General features: G+C 68.9%; 18 protein-coding genes. 10 read left to right on the plus strand and 8 right to left on the minus strand.

Annotated features, from left to right (window positions below; translation table 11 throughout):
• Positions 1-26: 26 nt before the first annotated feature.
• Positions 27-479 carry a PaaI family thioesterase gene (locus ABIE44_RS18940; protein WP_209714071.1) on the minus strand — a complete coding sequence of 151 codons (453 nt, stop codon included), beginning with the start codon at positions 477-479 and terminating at the stop codon, positions 27-29.
• Entirely contained in the window at positions 472-864 is a 393-nt protein-coding gene (locus ABIE44_RS18945) for a response regulator transcription factor (protein WP_209714069.1), read from the minus strand. Before ABIE44_RS18945 ends, ABIE44_RS18940 begins: the two co-directional genes overlap by 8 nt.
• A gap of 80 nt (positions 865-944) precedes the next feature.
• Between ABIE44_RS18945 and ABIE44_RS18950 the strand changes: the two genes are divergently transcribed.
• The gene (locus ABIE44_RS18950) at positions 945-1,337 is read left to right on the plus strand and encodes a limonene-1,2-epoxide hydrolase family protein (protein ID WP_209714067.1); all 393 of its coding nucleotides are present in this window, start codon (positions 945-947) and stop codon (positions 1,335-1,337) included.
• A 1-nt stretch (position 1,338) separates the two neighbouring features.
• On the opposite strand, the gene ABIE44_RS18955 is transcribed toward ABIE44_RS18950, so the two are convergent.
• Both ABIE44_RS18955 and ABIE44_RS18960 read right to left on the minus strand, forming a co-directional pair.
• The gene (locus tag ABIE44_RS18955) at positions 1,339-2,100 is read right to left on the minus strand and encodes an isocitrate lyase/PEP mutase family protein (RefSeq protein ID WP_209714065.1); all 762 of its coding nucleotides are present in this window, start codon (positions 2,098-2,100) and stop codon (positions 1,339-1,341) included.
• A 27-nt stretch (positions 2,101-2,127) separates the two neighbouring features.
• A complete protein-coding gene (locus ABIE44_RS18960) occupies positions 2,128-3,144 on the minus strand; it encodes a zinc-dependent alcohol dehydrogenase family protein (protein WP_209714063.1) in 1,017 nt (338 codons plus the stop codon).
• A gap of 63 nt (positions 3,145-3,207) precedes the next feature.
• Between ABIE44_RS18960 and ABIE44_RS18965 the strand changes: the two genes are divergently transcribed.
• Positions 3,208-4,737: a helix-turn-helix domain-containing protein gene (locus ABIE44_RS18965; RefSeq protein WP_209714061.1), complete on the plus strand. Its 1,530-nt coding sequence runs from the start codon at positions 3,208-3,210 to the stop codon at positions 4,735-4,737.
• A gap of 12 nt (positions 4,738-4,749) precedes the next feature.
• Here ABIE44_RS18965 and ABIE44_RS18970 read toward each other — a convergent pair whose 3' ends face one another.
• Positions 4,750-5,007 (minus strand): TFIIB-type zinc ribbon-containing protein, encoded by a 258-nt coding sequence (locus ABIE44_RS18970; protein ID WP_354438313.1) that lies wholly within the window; start codon positions 5,005-5,007, stop codon positions 4,750-4,752.
• 113 nt (positions 5,008-5,120) lie between these two features.
• Between ABIE44_RS18970 and ABIE44_RS18975 the strand changes: the two genes are divergently transcribed.
• The 3 genes from ABIE44_RS18975 (at position 5,121) to ABIE44_RS18985 (ending at position 7,870) form a co-directional block, all read left to right on the plus strand.
• Positions 5,121-5,921 (plus strand): glycerophosphodiester phosphodiesterase family protein, encoded by an 801-nt coding sequence (locus ABIE44_RS18975; protein WP_209714057.1) that lies wholly within the window; start codon positions 5,121-5,123, stop codon positions 5,919-5,921.
• Positions 5,918-7,276 (plus strand): MFS transporter, encoded by a 1,359-nt coding sequence (locus ABIE44_RS18980; RefSeq protein WP_209714055.1) that lies wholly within the window; start codon positions 5,918-5,920, stop codon positions 7,274-7,276. Before ABIE44_RS18975 ends, ABIE44_RS18980 begins: the two co-directional genes overlap by 4 nt.
• 201 nt (positions 7,277-7,477) lie before the next feature.
• Entirely contained in the window at positions 7,478-7,870 is a 393-nt protein-coding gene (locus ABIE44_RS18985) for an RNA polymerase-binding protein RbpA (RefSeq protein ID WP_209714053.1), read from the plus strand.
• Positions 7,871-7,879: 9 nt separating this feature from the next.
• Here ABIE44_RS18985 and ABIE44_RS18990 read toward each other — a convergent pair whose 3' ends face one another.
• The 3 genes from ABIE44_RS18990 to ABIE44_RS19000 all read right to left on the minus strand — a co-directional run bounded on the left by ABIE44_RS18990 (position 7,880) and on the right by ABIE44_RS19000 (position 10,211).
• Positions 7,880-8,353, minus strand: a complete 474-nt coding sequence (locus tag ABIE44_RS18990) for an FxsA family protein (protein WP_209714051.1) — start codon at positions 8,351-8,353, stop codon at positions 7,880-7,882.
• Complete coding sequence (locus ABIE44_RS18995; RefSeq protein ID WP_209714049.1) at positions 8,350-8,880, minus strand: DinB family protein; 531 nt, start codon at positions 8,878-8,880, stop codon at positions 8,350-8,352. Before ABIE44_RS18995 ends, ABIE44_RS18990 begins: the two co-directional genes overlap by 4 nt.
• A 407-nt stretch (positions 8,881-9,287) precedes the next feature.
• Positions 9,288-10,211 carry a 5'-3' exonuclease gene (locus ABIE44_RS19000; RefSeq protein ID WP_354438315.1) on the minus strand — a complete coding sequence of 308 codons (924 nt, stop codon included), beginning with the start codon at positions 10,209-10,211 and terminating at the stop codon, positions 9,288-9,290.
• Between the two features lie 174 nt (positions 10,212-10,385).
• Between ABIE44_RS19000 and urtA the strand changes: the two genes are divergently transcribed.
• From urtA to ABIE44_RS19025, 5 genes are all read left to right on the plus strand, one after another.
• Positions 10,386-11,657: an urea ABC transporter substrate-binding protein gene (gene urtA / locus ABIE44_RS19005; protein WP_209714047.1), complete on the plus strand. Its 1,272-nt coding sequence runs from the start codon at positions 10,386-10,388 to the stop codon at positions 11,655-11,657.
• Positions 11,658-11,737: 80 nt separating this feature from the next.
• Positions 11,738-12,619 carry an urea ABC transporter permease subunit UrtB gene (gene urtB / locus ABIE44_RS19010; protein ID WP_209714045.1) on the plus strand — a complete coding sequence of 294 codons (882 nt, stop codon included), beginning with the start codon at positions 11,738-11,740 and terminating at the stop codon, positions 12,617-12,619.
• Entirely contained in the window at positions 12,616-13,773 is a 1,158-nt protein-coding gene (gene urtC, locus ABIE44_RS19015; protein ID WP_209714042.1) for an urea ABC transporter permease subunit UrtC, read from the plus strand. The genes urtB and urtC overlap by 4 nt, the downstream gene beginning before the upstream one ends.
• On the plus strand, positions 13,770-14,525 hold the full coding sequence (urtD, locus tag ABIE44_RS19020; RefSeq protein ID WP_209714040.1) for an urea ABC transporter ATP-binding protein UrtD: 756 nt from the start codon (positions 13,770-13,772) through the stop codon (positions 14,523-14,525). The genes urtC and urtD overlap by 4 nt, the downstream gene beginning before the upstream one ends.
• A complete protein-coding gene (locus ABIE44_RS19025; protein WP_354438317.1) occupies positions 14,518-15,210 on the plus strand; it encodes an ATP-binding cassette domain-containing protein in 693 nt (230 codons plus the stop codon). The genes urtD and ABIE44_RS19025 overlap by 8 nt, the downstream gene beginning before the upstream one ends.
• Positions 15,211-15,215 lie beyond the last annotated feature (5 nt).

Genomic DNA, 15,215 nt, shown 5'->3' on the forward strand with positions numbered 1-15,215 from the left:
GGGTGCACCTTACTCCCGGCAGATCTTCAACGGGGTCGCCAGCGCTTCCAGACAGCCGTGCCGGTGGCGCGCGGCTTGCCGTCCCACTCGAGCCGGACCTCGGCCTGCATCTCGTCCTCGGAAGCGGTCGTCACGACGCCGACGAGGTGGACGGTCTCCGTCAGGGGTGTCGGCCGGAGGTAGCGGACGTCGAGCCCGGCGGTCACGTAGGGCAACGCCGCTCCGGGCAACGGGGGCCACCCGCGCTCGTACGCCTCGTGCGTGACCACGGCCGCACTGTGGCAGTCCAGGACGGTGGCGATGATGCCGCCGTTGAGGTAGCCCAGACCGTTGTCGTGCTGCGGCCACGGGGTGAAGGCGGCCACGACCTCGTCGCCGTCCAGGTGGCTCTTGAGACGGAGGCCCTCGGCATTCGCCGGCCCGCAGCCGAAGCACGGCAGGTCCGGGAAGTAGCGGTCCTGCAGGCTCGTCTCAGACATGCAGCACGTCGTCGATCACGTTCATCAGGTCCCGCATCCGGCCGCCCTTGACGACGTACCGGTCCGCTCCGGCGGCCATCGCCTGGTCCTCCAGCGCCCCGGGTTGGAACACCGTCAGCACGATCACCCGTGCTCCGGGTGCCGCGTCCCGGAGGAGCGGTAGCGCCTCCAGCCCGTCCATCCCGGGCATCGCCATGTCGAGGATGATCAGCTCGGGCTGCAGCACGCGCGCCTGGCGCACCGCCTCGAGCCCGTCGGCCGCCTCGCCCACGACCTGGTACAGGCCGTTGACGCCCAGCTTGATCCGCAGCAGCGCTCGCGCGTCGTCGGTGTCATCCACGATGAGCACCCGCGGTGTCCTGGTGATCGTCTCCGTGATCGTCATGTCCACCTCCCCTGCCGTCCATCGTAGGTCGATCCTGCGTGCGCCACCGGGCCGGAGTAGACCGGTCTAACCTGTCCTCCATGACTGCTGAGGCGCTGGTCGTCGAGACCTTCCTGGACCTGCTCGAAGCCGGGCGCGCCGAGGACGCGATCGCGCTCCTGGCGCCCGACGTGGAGTGGCGCAACACGGGGATGCCGACCTTCCGCGGGAAGAAGGTCGTGGGCATGCTGCACGACATGGAGCGCCGTGGCATCGGCTTCCGCGTCGACATGAAGCACATCGCCGGGAACGGCAGGATCGTGCTCACCGACCGCACCGACTACCTGTCGTACAAGCGCTGGGAGTCGGCGTTCTGGGTGTGCGGCACCTTCGAGGTCGTCGACGGTCAGATCACGCTGTGGGACGACCACTTCGCGATGGGCAACTTCGTCGCCGCCTCGATCCGGGGCCTGATCGGTACCGTCCGGCGCTGACCTACTTCCAGCGTGCGAGCCACTCGCCGGAGACAGCCGCCAGGTTCATCTGCCAGATCGGCCCGAAGCTGATCCGGCCCGCGCCGGCGCGCGCGTACATCGCCAGGTCGCCGTCGACCGGGTTGGCGATCGCGTTCACGGGCAGCGGAAGCGCGCTGGTCAGGCGCTTCAGCGTCTCCTCGTCGTGGAAGCCGACCGGGTAGAGCGAGTCCGCGCCGGCCTCGGCGCACGCGAGCATCCGCTCGATGGCGATGTCGACGCGGGCCTCGTCCGAACCGACCTTGTTCTTGAACGTGTCGGTGCGGGCGTTGATGACGACGTGGACGCCTGCCGCGTCGGCCGCGGCGCGCAGGTCCGTGATCACCTGGGCGTGCTCCTCCTCGGTCCGCATCCGGCCGTCCTCGGAGTGCACGGTGTCCTCGATGTTGAGCCCGACCGCGCCGGCGTCGAGGAGCCCCTGGATCAGCTTCGAGGCCGACAGCCCGTACCCGGACTCGATGTCCACCGACACCGGCACGTCGACCGACCCCGTGATCTGGGCGACGCGGTCGGTGAGCTCGGTGAAGCTCATCCCCTCCCCGTCGGGGCGGCCGACGGAGTCGGCGACGGGGTGGCTGCCGACGGTGATCGCGGCGAAGCCGGCGTTCACGGCCACGTTCGCCGACCAGGCGTCCCAGGCGGTCGGCAGGACCACCGGGTTCCCGGGCTGGTGCAGCGCGAGCAGGTCGTCGGCCAGTCCGGCCAGGCGGGCGGTGTCGGTCATCGGTGACTCCTTCGTCGGCGTTTCAGCTCAGGGTTGCAGCAGGACCTTGATGGCCCGTCGTTCGTCCATCGCTCGATAGCCCTCGGCGACATCCGCCAGGGGCATCACCGAGTCGAACACCAAGCCGGGGTCGACTGTTCCGCTGGTGACCAGGTCGAGCAGCTCGGGCAGGTACTTGCGCACCGGGGCGACGCCGCCCGCGAGGCCGACGTTCTTCGAGAACATCTGGCGCACCGGCAGCACGACGCCGTGCGGTACGCCGACGAACCCGACCATCGCTCCGGGCCGCGCGACCTCGAAGGCCGTCTTCATCGCCTCGTCGGTGCCCACGCACTCGAGCACGGCGTCCGCCCCCACCCCGTCGGTGATCTCCCGGATGCGCTCGATGCCCTCGGTGCCGCGCTCGGCGACGACGTGGGTGGCACCGAACGCCCGTGCCACCTCCTGGCGGGAGGCGTGCCGGGACATGGCGACGACCTTCTCCGCCCCCAGCTGGACCGCGGCCAGCACGCCGCACAGCCCTACCGCGCCGTCACCGACGACGACCACCGTGTCGCCCTTCTTCACCCGCGCCGAGACGGCGCAGTGCCATCCCGTGGGGAACACGTCGGACAGGGTGAGCAGCGAGGCGACCATCGACGGGTCGGGCATGCCGTCGGTCTTGACCAGGCTGCCCTCGGCCTGGCCGACCAGCCCGTACTCGCCCTGTCCCCCGGTGGTGAAACCGCCGTGGACGCAGGCCGACTGGGCGCCGTTGAGGCAGTGCGGGCAGGTGTTGTCGCAGGTGCAGAAGGGCACCACCACGAAGTCGCCCGGCTTGAAGGACCGCACCGCCGAGCCGACCTCCTCGATCACCCCGACCATCTCGTGGCCGATCGTCGACCCTGGCGTGATCGGGTTCTCGCCGCGGTACGGCCACAGGTCGGAACCGCAGATGCAGCCGGCGGTGATCTTGATGACAGCGTCGGTCGGTGCCGTGAGGGCGGGCTCCGGTCGCTCCTCGAGGCGGATGTCCCCGGCGGCGTGGATCGTGGTGACGCGCATCCCCCGATCCTGCCAGTGCGCGCCACGTTGGCTTCATCTCATATCTGAGATAACGTCCGCCGGGTGACTGCCGACTACCTCACCCAGATCGGCACCCTCATCAGGAGTGCCCGCCACCACCGCGGGTGGACCCAGCAGCAGCTGGCCGACGCTCTCTCGACCAGTCAGAGTGCCGTCAACCGGATCGAGCGTGGCCACCAGAACGTCTCCCTGGAGATGCTCGCGCGCATCGGCGAGGCCCTGGACGAGCAGATCGTGAGCATCGGCGCCGGACCGGTGCACCTCCGCGTCACCGGCCCGACCACGCTCTCGGGCAGCATCGACGTCAAGACCTCGAAGAACGCCGGTGTCGCCCTGCTCTGCGCCGCCCTGCTGAACAACGGTCGCACCACCCTGCGCAAGGTCGCCCGGATCGAGGAGGTCAACCGGCTCCTCGAGGTGCTCACCAGCATCGGCGTGCGGGCCCGCTGGCTCAACGACCAGAACGACCTCGAGATCGTCCCGCCGGCCCGGTTCGACCTGGCGGCGATCGACGACGAGGCCGCCCGCCGTACCCGCTCCATCATCATGTTCCTCGGCCCGCTGCTGCACCGCAGCGACGACTTCGAGCTCCCGTACGCCGGCGGCTGCGACCTCGGGACCCGCACGGTCGAGCCTCACCTCGCCGCCCTGCGACACTTCGGCCTGGAGGTGAAGGCCACCGAGGGCAGCTACCACGCCACGGTGGCCGACGGCACGGTGCCGCTGCGGCCCATCGTGCTCACCGAGCGCGGCGACACGGTCACCGAGAACGCGTTGATGGCCGCTGCCATGTCGCCGGGCACGACCGTCATCCGCAACGCCAGCCCCAACTACATGGTCCAGGACCTGTGCTTCTTCCTCGTCGAGCTCGGCGTGCAGATCGAGGGCATCGGGACGACGACGCTGACCGTCACCGGCCGGACCGAGATCGACGTCGACGTCGAGTACTCGCCGAGCGAGGACCCGATCGAGGCGATGTCCCTGCTGGCGGCCGCGATCGTCACCGGCTCGGAGATCACCATCCGACGCGTCCCGATCGAGTTCCTCGAGATCGAGCTGGCGCTGCTGGAGGAGATGGGCTTCCGCTACGAGCGCTCCGAGGAGTACCGGGCGGCGAACGGGCAGACCCGGCTGGTCGACCTGACCACGGCCGTCTCCCCGCTGCACTCCCCCATCGACAAGATCCACCCGATGCCGTTCCCCGGGCTGAACATCGACAACCTGCCGTTCTTCGCGATCATCGCCGCCGTCGCCCAGGGCCAGACGATGCTGCACGACTGGGTCTACGAGAACCGGGCCATCTACCTCACCGAGCTCGGCAAGCTCGGCGGCAAGGTGACGCTGCTGGACCCGCACCGGGTGATGATCGACGGTCCTACGCACTGGTCCGGCGCTGAGATCGTCTGTCCGCCGGCACTGCGTCCGGCGGTGGTGATCCTGCTGGCGATGCTCGCCTCCAAGGGCACCTCGGTGCTCCGCTCGGTCTACGTGATCAACCGCGGCTACGAGGACCTCGCCGAGCGGCTCAACCTGCTCGGAGCACGCATCGAGACCTTCTCGGACCTGCGCTGAGGCCGGGGACCGTCAACCCTTGAACAGCGTCTCGACGTAGGCGCGACTGCGCTCGACGGGGCCCGGCGGCGGCATCGAGGACGAGATCCGCGGGAGCGCGGCGGTGTTCGCGGACTGGTGCGCGTGCCAGTCGTTCTCGGCCTCGACGAGGCCACCGAGGTCCGCGCGGGCCAGGAACACGCCCCCGCACCCGTCGCACCGGTGCGTCGTCACGTGGCCGAGGGTGCGCTCGGCCATCACGCCTTGGCATTGCGGGCAGGTCAGCTCCATGGATCGACGTTACCGCCGCGGGATCCGTCGTGCGGAGTGCCACGCGGGTGCCCGACTTGCACCGAATTCCGACCTCGGGGTGAATACTGGTCCCAGGGAGCGGGGTGAGGACGATGGCGCGGGTCCGGACGGGTTTCGCCTACCTCGACGACGTCCCCGACGGCACGGTCCTCGCGATGGCCCACCGCGGCGGTGCGGACCACCCGGACCTGCGCGGCCTGGAGAACACCCGGCACGCCTTCGAGCACGCCGCCGCGCTCGGCTACCGCTACCTGGAGACCGACGTGCACGCGAGCTCCGACGGCGTCCTGCTGGCCTTCCACGACGACGTGCTCGACAGGGTCACCGACGTCTCCGGGGAGCTCGCCGGGATGAGGGCCACCGACATCGCGGTGGCCAGGATCGGTGGCGCGCACGCCGTACCGACGATGGCGGAGCTGTTCGAGTCGTTCCCCGAAGCGCGGTTCAACATCGATCTCAAGGCCGACGCGGCCGCACGCCCGCTCGCCGACCTGCTGGCGCGCACGGCGTCCGAGGCACGCGTCTGCGTCGGGTCGTTCTCGCTGCCGCGACTCCGGGAGTTCCGGGCGCTGACGCGAGGACGGGTGGCCACCTCGGCGGCGCCCGCCGAGGTCGGGGCGTTCCTGCTTCCCGGTGCGCCGGCACGCGCCCTGACCCGGGGCAGGGTGGCTGCGCTGCAGGTCCCCCGACGGCGGGGTCGGGTGCCGATCGTCACCGCGGGCCTCGTACGCCGGGCGCACGCCGCCGGTGCGCACGTGCACGTCTGGACCGTCGACGACCCGGCGGAGATGAACGAGCTGATCGACCTCGGTGTCGACGGGCTGATCACGGACCGGACCGACCTGCTCAAGGACGTCCTGGTCGCACGAGGACAGTGGGGGGACCACGGATGACCGCAGCGGACCGGCTCGCGCAGCAGAAGGCCTGGAACTGGTACGACTGGGCCAACTCGGCGTTCTTCACCACCGTGCTCTCGGTGATGTTCGCGCCGTACATGATCACGGTGGCCGGCAAGGCCGCCGGCTGCGTCGACGCCGACGAGACCTGCTCGAAGACGGTCGAGCTGCTCGGTCTGCACCTCGCGGCCGGGTCCCTGCCGAGCTACCTGACCAGCTTTGCCACGATCGCGAGCGCGTTCCTGCTCCCCGTCGTGGGGGCGTTCGTGGACCGGTCGCACCACAAGAAGCGGCACATGGCCGGGTACGCCTGGGCCGGCGCGGCCTTCGGGTCGCTGCTCTTCTTCCTCGAGGGCGACAACTGGCAGCTCGGCGCGGTCGCGGTGGTCTGCGCGAGCATCCTGGCCGGGTGCTCGTTGGTCAGCTACTACGCGATCCTGGTCGACATCTCGACCGAGGAGGAACGCGACCGCGCGTCCTCGCGCGGCTGGGCGTGGGGCTACCTGGGCGGCGGTGTCCTGCTCGCGGTGAACCTGGTGATGTTCCTGGCTCACGACACCTTCGGGCTCTCCGAGGGGCTTGCCGTCCGCCTCTCGCTGCTCAGTGCGGCGGTCTGGTGGGCCGCCTTCACGATCATCCCGTTCGTGAAGCTGCGCGACTACGCCCCCCGCAACCAGGTCGGGGTCGGGGGCAGCGTCTGGACCTCGAGCTTCGGCCAGCTCCTGCGCACGCTCAAGGACCTGCGCAACTACCCCATGACGCTCACCTTCCTGGTGGCGTACCTCTTCTACAACGACGGCATCCAGACGGTGATCTACGCCGCGGCGACGTACGGCGAGAAGCAGCTGAAGTTCGGCACGTCGGTCCTCATCGGCACGATCCTGCTGATCCAGTTCGTCGCGTTCGGCGGTGCGCTCCTCTTCGGCAGGCTCGCGGCACGGCACGGCGCCTACCGCCTGATCAAGGCGGGCACCTTCGCCTGGATGGTCATCGTCGTCGTCGCGCTGGCGCTGCCCGAGAAGAACGTCGCCCTGTTCCTGCTGGTCGCCGTGGCCATCGGCGTCGTGATGGGCGGCACCCAGGCGCTCTCGCGCTCGTTCTTCAGCCTGCTCATCCCGCGTGGCCGGGAGGGCGAGTACTTCGCGCTGTACGGCGCGGCCGAGCGCGGGACCTCCTGGTTCGGCACCCTCGTCTTCGGGCTCACCTTCCAGATCACCGGGTCCTACCGCCCCGCGATCCTGGCGCTGATCGTGTTCTTCGTGCTCGGTGCCGTGTTCCTCGCCCGGCTGGACCCGGTACGGGGCATCCGCGAGGCCGGGAACGCCGTGCCGGAGCCCGTTGCCGGGGTGTGAGACCCGTCTCGCGCTCGCGCTGGGCGGGAATCCTCAAGGTGCGCGGGTCGTTGTCGATCTGTCATGGTGGAACGTGGCCCGCAGCGGGCCGCACCGCGCCGACGGGTGCTCCGGCGTCACGAACGACTTGAATGCCCGTCCCTGAGGTAGTACGCATGAGTGGGACCACGATCTGGCCCCACAAGACTTTTGGAGGATTTCATGGGAGACCGCACCCTGCGAGGCGCACGCCTCGGCGGCCAGAGCTTCGAGGACGAGCGCGGCATCGAGTTCGCCGCCCGTCAGCAGGTCGGCTACCAGTGCACCCGCGGACACCTGTTCGAGATCACCATGTCCGTCGAGGCCGAGGTCCCGGCCACCTGGGAGTGCCCGCGCTGCGGCGCCGAGGGCCTGAGCACCGCCGGCATCCTGCCCGAGGAGAAGGTCGAGAAGCCGGCCCGCACGCACTGGGACATGCTGCTGGAGCGTCGCTCGATCAAGGAGCTCGAGGACATCCTCACCGAGCGTCTCGAGCTGCTGCGCGGCGGCGAGATCGGTCCGGCGCACCTGCACCGCCCGGTCAAGAAGTCCGCGAAGAAGAAGGCCAACGCCTAGGAACCGCGTCTACTCCGGATCCACCACGTCGCCCTGGACCACGTCACCGTGGGGTCCGGGGCGATGCTGCTTCCCGGGTCCACGTCCGGGTCCGCTTCCGGGGACGACCACCAGGCGCCGGCTGATGAAGCCGGTCAGCACCTTCCGCCCCAGAGGACGCGTCAACGGCAGGATCGCCAGCATGCCGAAGACGTCGGTGACGAAGCCCGGGCTGATCATCAGCGTGCCGCCGACCACGATGAGGATGCCGTCGGCGAGCTCGCGGGTCGGCATCCGACCTTCCTGGAGCGCAGACTGCAGGGCCCGCCAGGCACGGCCACCCTCGCGCCGCAGCAGCCAGGATCCGAACACGCTGTCGGCGATGAGCAGCACGATCGTCCACCAGGCTCCGATCACCTGGCCGACCTGGATGATCACGTAGATCTCCAGGATCGGCAGCGCGATGAAGGCGAGCAGGACCAGGCCCCAGCGGAAGCGCCTCATTCGCCGACGCTCCCGTCGACGGCCTCGCGCAGCAGGTCCGCGTGCCCGTTGTGCCGCGCGTACTCCTCGACCATGTGGAGCAGGATCCAGCGCAGGCTGAACTTGCCCTCGCCGGTACGGCGGCTGGTCCGCACCGAAACCGTGTCCAGGCCGCCGCCGTCGAGGGCCGCTGCGATGCAGGCGTCGGTGCGCTGCACGGTCTCGTCGTACGCCGCGAGCAGGCTCTCGAGGTCCTGGCCCGCAGCGACGTGCCAGTCCCAGTCGTTGTCGGCGTCCCAGTCCACGGTGTCCCACGGCGGTGCGCTGTCGTTGCCGGCCAGGACGACCGAGAACCAGTTGTCCTCGACGAGCGTCAGGTGCGAGACGAGCCCACCGAGGGTCATCGTGGAGGGAGGGACGGGGCGGTCGAGCGCCGCGACGTCGAGTCCCGCGACCTTCCCCCGGAGGGTGGCCCGGTGGTAGTCGAGGAAGGCGAGCAGGGTCTCGGCCTCGCCGGCCCGGAGCGGAGGATCGACGCGTTCAGCCATGCTGCCCACGCTAGCCGGTGGTGAGAAGGGCGGCGGGGGGAGGAACGAAACCTTCGGACCGCCCGCACGGTGACTGGCTGTCATCGCACGACCGTTGTCTACTGGCGCCGCACTCCCCCCGTGTTCTCCCGTCCTGGTCGCGGCGTCCCGACTCGTCGAAGGGATTCACCCGCACCGTGGAGGTCGGTGAGGATCTTCCCCTCATGTCCGGACCCGCAAGCAGGACGATCTGCCTGGAGGAACGAGGCAACACAACCGATCCCGGTGCGTCCTGTCAACCGCCCCCTGACCTGCGTGAACGCGCAAAACTGCAGGTCAGGAGAGTGACCTGTGCGCCAACAATTCATGAAAGAAATTCAGCCGCGCGGCGTGTCACCGACGACACGCTTGAAGTGCACGTTGAGGGTTCAGCGCGCGTCGGTGATCGTCGAGACCAGGCGCGCTATCGGCGACTCCAGGCCCCACCGCTCGGCGAGCTCGGTCAGGGCCCCGGGATCGACCGGTGTCGCCGGCAGCAGCACCTCGAGGTCACCCAGGTCGATGTCGCGCGCAACGGCCACCACCTGAGGGGCGACGTCGAGGTACGGCGCTGCGTCGAGGATCTTGCGTCGGGGTCCGGGCGCAAGATCGCTGGACTCGTCGAACGCTGCTGCGCGGATGCCGTCGAGCGACCCGTACCTGTTCAGCAACGTGGCTGCGGTCTTCTCCCCCACCCCGGCGACGCCGGGCAGGCCGTCGGAGGAATCACCGCGCAGCGTGGCGAAATCGGCGTACTGGTCGGCCTCGACGTCGTACTTCTCGCGCACGACGCTGTTGGTGATCCGCTCGTGCTTGCCGACACCGCGCGCGGTGTAGAGCACGCGCACCCCGAGGCTGTCGTCGACCAGCTGGAACAGGTCGCGATCCCCGGTGACGATCTCGACGGGCATGCCGGCATCCGTGGCCAGGGTTCCGATGACGTCGTCGGCCTCGTACCCGTCCGCGCCGACCACAGCGATCCCGAACGCCGCGAGCACGTCGATCATGATCGGGATCTGCACCTGCAGCGGGTCCGGCACCTCCTCGATGTCCGAACCGCCCGGGACCTCCTGCTCGACCCGGTGCGCCTTGTACGACGGGATCAGGTCGACGCGCCACTGCGGGCGCCAGTCGTTGTCCCAGCAGCAGACCAGGTGCGTCGGTCGGTACTCCTCGACCAGCCGGGAGATGAAGTCCAGCAGGCCGCGGACCGCGTTGACCGGGGTGCCGTCCGGGGCGCGCATCGAGTCCGGGACGCCGTAGAACGCGCGGAAGTAGAGCGAGGCGGTGTCCAGCAGCATCAGGGAGCTCACGGGCGCCAGCGTAGGCCGTGCACGAGGAGTTAACGCGGCACGCTCCTGCGAAACACGGAGTTAACTCCATTTGGTAATACCTCGAAACACACGGTCCCTAGGTTCAGCGACACCGAACGGCACAACGACGTGCCGCCCTTGAACGGCATCAGAGAACCGAGAGGTACCCCAGTGTTGAACTCACGCACACGTTTGACGGCTGCCGCCGCAGTCGTCCTGGTCGCTGCGGCGACCCTCAGCGCCTGTGGCGGTGCCAAGGCCGGTGACAAGCCGGCAGCAGCCGGCAAGTCCTGCGTCGACACCTCCGGCGACACAGTGAAGCTCGGCTTCATCAACTCGCTGACCGGCGCCATGGCCATCTCGGAGAAGACCGTCTCGAAGGTGCTCGACATGGCCGCCGACGAGATCAACGCGTCCGGCGGCATCATGGGCAAGAAGATCGAGCCGATCCAGGAGGACGGCGCGACCGACTGGCCCACCTTCGCGGAGAAGACCGAGAAGCTGCTGACCGACGACTGCGTCGCCGCCATCTTCGGTGGCTGGACCTCGTCCTCGCGCAAGGCCATGAAGCCGGTGGTCGAGAAGAACAACGGCCTGCTCTTCTACCCGGTCCAGTACGAGGGTCTCGAGGCCTCCAAGAACATCTACTACACCGGTGCGACCACCAACCAGCAGATCCTGCCGGCGATGGAGTTCCTCAAGTCGAAGGGCGTGAAGACGCTGTTCCTCGCGGGTTCGGACTACGTCTTCCCGCGCACCGCCAACGCGATCATCAAGCTCTACGCCAAGGAGCTCGGCATCAAGATCGTCGGCGAGGAGTACGTGCCGCTCGACAAGGACGACTGGACCACCCAGGTGTCCAAGATCGTCGAGGCGAAGCCCGACTTCGTCTTCAACACCATCAACGGTTCCTCCAACGTCGGCTTCATCAAGGCCTACACCGACGCCGGTCTGAAGGCCGCCACGACCCCGATCATCTCGGTGTCGATCGCGGAGGAGGAGGCCCCCAACATGGGCGCCTCCGTCGAGGGTCAGTACGCCGCCTGGAACTACTTCGAGTCGGTCAAGAGCCCGGCGAACGAGAAGTTCATCGCGGCCTGGAAGGCCTTCGACGGCCCGAGCGACGTGACCTCGGACCCGATGGAGGCGGCGTACGACTCGCTGTACCTCTACAAGGCGATGGTCGAGAAAGCCGGTTCCTTCGACGTCGACAAGATCAACGCGGCATCTGACGGGGTCTCGTTCGACGCCCCCGAGGGCACCGTCGTCGTCGACGGCGAGAACCACCACATCAGCAAGCCCGGTCTGATCGGCCAGATCAACGCGGACAACCAGTTCGACATCGTCTGGTCCTCCGACGGCCCGATCGAGCCGGACCCGTTCCTCAAGGGTTACGACTGGTTCCCGGCTGCCACCCGGGACGCGCTGGTCGCAGCCGCCGGCTAGTCCTCGCTGCACACGAGGGGTCCCGTGCTCTCGGGCACGGGACCCCTCCCCTCCCCCGTCACCGCGTCGAGAGGTCCTGCATGGACACCCTGATCGCCCCGCTGCTCAACGGCACCGCCGACGGAGCACTCCTCCTCATCGCCGCCCTCGGCCTCGCGCTCACCTTCGGGCAGATGGGCGTCATCAACATGGCGCACGGCGAGTTCCTGCTGGCCGGTGCCGTGTGCGCCTACTGGACCCAGCAGCTCGTCTCCAACACCGACGTCTCGATCCTGGTGGCCCTCCCGGTCGCGTTCCTGCTCGCAGGCGCCCTCGGCGTCCTGCTCGAGGTCACGATCATCCAGTGGATGTACGACCGGCCGCTGGACACCCTGCTGGCGACCGTCGGGGTGAGCCTCGCGCTGCAGCAGATCTTCCTGCAGAAGTACCCGAGCGGCGTCCCGGTGGAGAAGCCCGGCCTGCTGGACGGCCAGTGGACCGTCTTCGGCTACGCGTGGCCGCTGCGCCAGGTCTTCACCATCGTGCTGGCGCTCCTCTGCCTCGCTGCGCTGGGGGCGATGCTGAAGTACACGTCCTTCGGGCGGCGCATCCGCGCCACCGTGCAGAACCGGGCGCTCGCCGAGACCCTGGGTGTCGCCACCCGCTCGGTCGACCGGATCACCTTCTTCGTGGGCTCCGGCCTCGCGGGTGTCGGGGGCGTGGCAGCGTCGTTGATCGGCGGCACGAACTCCCAGCTCGGCACCAAGTACATCATCCTCGCGTTCCTCGTCGTCGTCGCTGGCGGACTCGGCCAGCTGCGCGGCGCGGTGATCGCGGCATGGACGGTCGGCGTCGTCACGGCGTACCTGGCGGACTGGACGACGGGCAGCCTCGCCCAGGTCATCACCTTCGTCCTGGTCGTCATCTTCCTGCAGGTGAAGCCGCAGGGTCTGTTCACCGTCCGGACGAGAGGACTCGCATGAGCACCACCGACCCCGAGGAGACAGCGGGCGGAACCGCGGTCCCAGACCCGACGCGCAGCGGGCGGCAGCTCTCGCTGGGCGAGTTCGGGCGCAACTGGGGCTCCCTGATCGGCATCGGCGTCCTCGCGGTCGTCCTGCTCCTGGTCGCACCGGCGCTGCTGAGCGACTTCCGGCTCAACAACCTGGGCAAGTACTGCTGCTGGGCGATCGTCGCCGTCGGCATCGGCCTGGCCTGGGGCCGGGGCGGCATGCTGGTGATGGGACAGGGCGTGTTCTTCGCCCTCGGCGCCTACGCCATGGCGATGCACCTGACCCTGGAGAGCGGCGGACCGGACTCGATCCCGGTCTTCATGATCCTCTACGACCCGTTGGCCCCGCTGCCTGCGTTCTGGGAACCGTTCCGCAGCGGAGCGTTCACCATCATCTCCATCGTCGTCGCTCCGGTCGTGGTCGCCGGCATCCTGGGGTTCGCGATCTTCAAGCGTCGGGTCAAGGGCGCCTACTTCGCGATCCTCTCCCAGGCCCTCGCGGTCGCCCTGGCCTACCTGATCGGCGGCACGATCAAGCTGACCGGTGGTGACACCGGCCTGAGCGACTTCAAGTTCTTCTTCGGATACGACCTCAACGACCCCGCCAACAAGCAGTTCATCTACACGATCGTCGCCGGCCTGCTGGTGCTGTGCCTGCTGATCGCGTGGCAGCTCTACCGCAGCCGTTTCGGGGAGCTGCTGGTGGCGACCCGCGACGCCGAGGAGCGGGTGCGCTTCCTCGGCCACGACCCGGCCAACGTCAAGCTCGTCGCCTTCGTCAGCGCCGCTGTCATGGCGAGCATCGGTGGAGCGATGTTCGTGCCGATCGCCGGCATCATCTCGCCGAAGGAGATCGGCGCCGCGGCATCGATCTTCATGCTGGCAGGTGCCGCGTTCGGGGGCCGGGCCTCGCTATTCGGACCAGTGCTCGGTGCCCTCCTGCTGGGCTACGGCCGCTCGACGCTGTCGGAGAGCATCCAGGACGGCTGGATCTACATCCTCGCGCTGATGTTCATCGTCGTGACCCTGCTGCTGCCGAACGGGTTGGCCTCGCTCCCCCGCCGGATAAGCGGCTACGTGGCCGCGAGACGCAGCGCTCCTGCGACCAGGACGGTGACGTCATGACCGGGCAGGACTACGTGGAGGTCCAGGGCCTCACCGTCGACTTCGACGGGTTCAAGGCCAACGAGGACGTCGACGTGACGTTCCTCCAGGGGCGCATCCACTTCCTGATCGGGCCCAACGGAGCGGGCAAGACCACCCTGGTCGATGCCCTCACCGGCCTGGTCAAGGGCACCGGGTACGCCCGCTACGGGAACAAGGACCTGCTCGCGCTGAAGTCGCACCAGATCTCCCGAGCCGGCGTCGGGCGGACGTTCCAGACCGCCACCGTGTTCGAGAACCTCACGGTGCTGCAGAACCTGGACATCGCGGGCGGCGTCCACCGCAAGGCCTGGGGCATGCTGCGTGCGCGCCGCGGGATCCCGGACTACGTGGCCGAGGCGATGGAGACCGTCGGGCTGGCCGACCTCAAGGACCGCCCTGCCGGCATCCTCGCCCACGGGCAGAAGCAGTGGCTGGAGATCGGCATGCTGCTCGTCCAGGACGCCAAGGTGATGTTCCTGGACGAGACCGTCGCCGGTATGAGCCACGAGGAGCGCGACGAGACCGGCGAGCTGCTCCGGCGGATCGCCCCGTCGCGCACCATCGTCGTCATCGAGCACGACATGGACTTCGTCCGCAACTACGCCGACATCGTCACGGTGCTGCACGCGGGCAAGGTCCTCGCCGAAGGCACCGTCGCCGAGATCCAGGCGAACCCGAAGGTCCAAGAGGTCTACCTGGGCCGCAGCGTGGAAGGGGCGACCCATGAGTGAGTCGATGCTCGAGCTGGTGAACGTGACCGCGGGGTACGGCCGCAGCATGGTGCTGCACGACGTAAGCCTGACCGTCCCGGTGGCCTCCGGTGTCGCCCTGATGGGACACAACGGTGCCGGCAAGACGACGTTGCTGCGGGTGGCCGTGGGTCTCCTCGCCGTGAAGAGCGGGCAGGTGCTCCTCGACGGTGAGGACGTCACGAAGCTGCGGCCGCACGCCCGCGTACGCCGTGGACTCGGCTACGTCCCCCAGGGCCAGCTGAGCTTCCCCCAGATGACCACGCTGGAGAACCTGCAGCTGGTCAGCACGGTGAAGTCGGAGATCGACGAGGTCCTGGACACCTTCCCGGCCCTGCGCGAGCTGCTCTCCCGGCGGGCCGGGCTGCTGTCTGGTGGTCAGCGTCAGCAGCTCTCGATCGCACGGACGCTCCTGACCAAGCCCCGGCTGCTCATCCTCGACGAGCCGACCGAGGGCATCCAGCCGAACGTCGTGCAGGAGATCGAGCGCGTGATCACCGAGCTCACCCAACGGGGCGACCTCTCGGTGCTGCTCGTCGAGCAGCACGTCGGGTTCGCCCTGCGCGCGACGAGCAGCTACTACGTCCTGGAATCCGGCCGGGTCACTGCCAGCGGCGCGGGCGGCGACGACGCCGTCGACGTGGTCCGCGACGCGATGGCCGTCTGAGAGCG

It is taken from the genome of Marmoricola sp. OAE513, from assembly GCF_040546585.1.
Taxonomy (GTDB): Bacteria; Actinomycetota; Actinomycetes; order Propionibacteriales; family Nocardioidaceae; genus Marmoricola.

Coding starts and splice junctions, on each gene's coding strand:
- urtD (WP_209714040.1), top strand. CDS start 13,770: ATGACCGGGCAGGACTACGTGGAGGTCCAGGGCCTCACCGTCGACTTC.
- ABIE44_RS18970 (WP_354438313.1), bottom strand. CDS start 5,007: ATGGAGCTGACCTGCCCGCAATGCCAAGGCGTGATGGCCGAGCGCACC.
- ABIE44_RS18950 (WP_209714067.1), top strand. CDS start 945: ATGACTGCTGAGGCGCTGGTCGTCGAGACCTTCCTGGACCTGCTCGAA.
- ABIE44_RS19025 (WP_354438317.1), top strand. CDS start 14,518: ATGAGTGAGTCGATGCTCGAGCTGGTGAACGTGACCGCGGGGTACGGC.
- ABIE44_RS18985 (WP_209714053.1), top strand. CDS start 7,478: ATGGGAGACCGCACCCTGCGAGGCGCACGCCTCGGCGGCCAGAGCTTC.
- ABIE44_RS18990 (WP_209714051.1), bottom strand. CDS start 8,353: ATGAGGCGCTTCCGCTGGGGCCTGGTCCTGCTCGCCTTCATCGCGCTG.
- ABIE44_RS18955 (WP_209714065.1), bottom strand. CDS start 2,100: ATGACCGACACCGCCCGCCTGGCCGGACTGGCCGACGACCTGCTCGCG.
- ABIE44_RS18945 (WP_209714069.1), bottom strand. CDS start 864: ATGACGATCACGGAGACGATCACCAGGACACCGCGGGTGCTCATCGTG.
- urtB (WP_209714045.1), top strand. CDS start 11,738: ATGGACACCCTGATCGCCCCGCTGCTCAACGGCACCGCCGACGGAGCA.
- ABIE44_RS18975 (WP_209714057.1), top strand. CDS start 5,121: ATGGCGCGGGTCCGGACGGGTTTCGCCTACCTCGACGACGTCCCCGAC.
- urtC (WP_209714042.1), top strand. CDS start 12,616: ATGAGCACCACCGACCCCGAGGAGACAGCGGGCGGAACCGCGGTCCCA.
- ABIE44_RS18980 (WP_209714055.1), top strand. CDS start 5,918: ATGACCGCAGCGGACCGGCTCGCGCAGCAGAAGGCCTGGAACTGGTAC.
- ABIE44_RS18940 (WP_209714071.1), bottom strand. CDS start 479: ATGTCTGAGACGAGCCTGCAGGACCGCTACTTCCCGGACCTGCCGTGC.
- ABIE44_RS18995 (WP_209714049.1), bottom strand. CDS start 8,880: ATGGCTGAACGCGTCGATCCTCCGCTCCGGGCCGGCGAGGCCGAGACC.
- ABIE44_RS18960 (WP_209714063.1), bottom strand. CDS start 3,144: ATGCGCGTCACCACGATCCACGCCGCCGGGGACATCCGCCTCGAGGAG.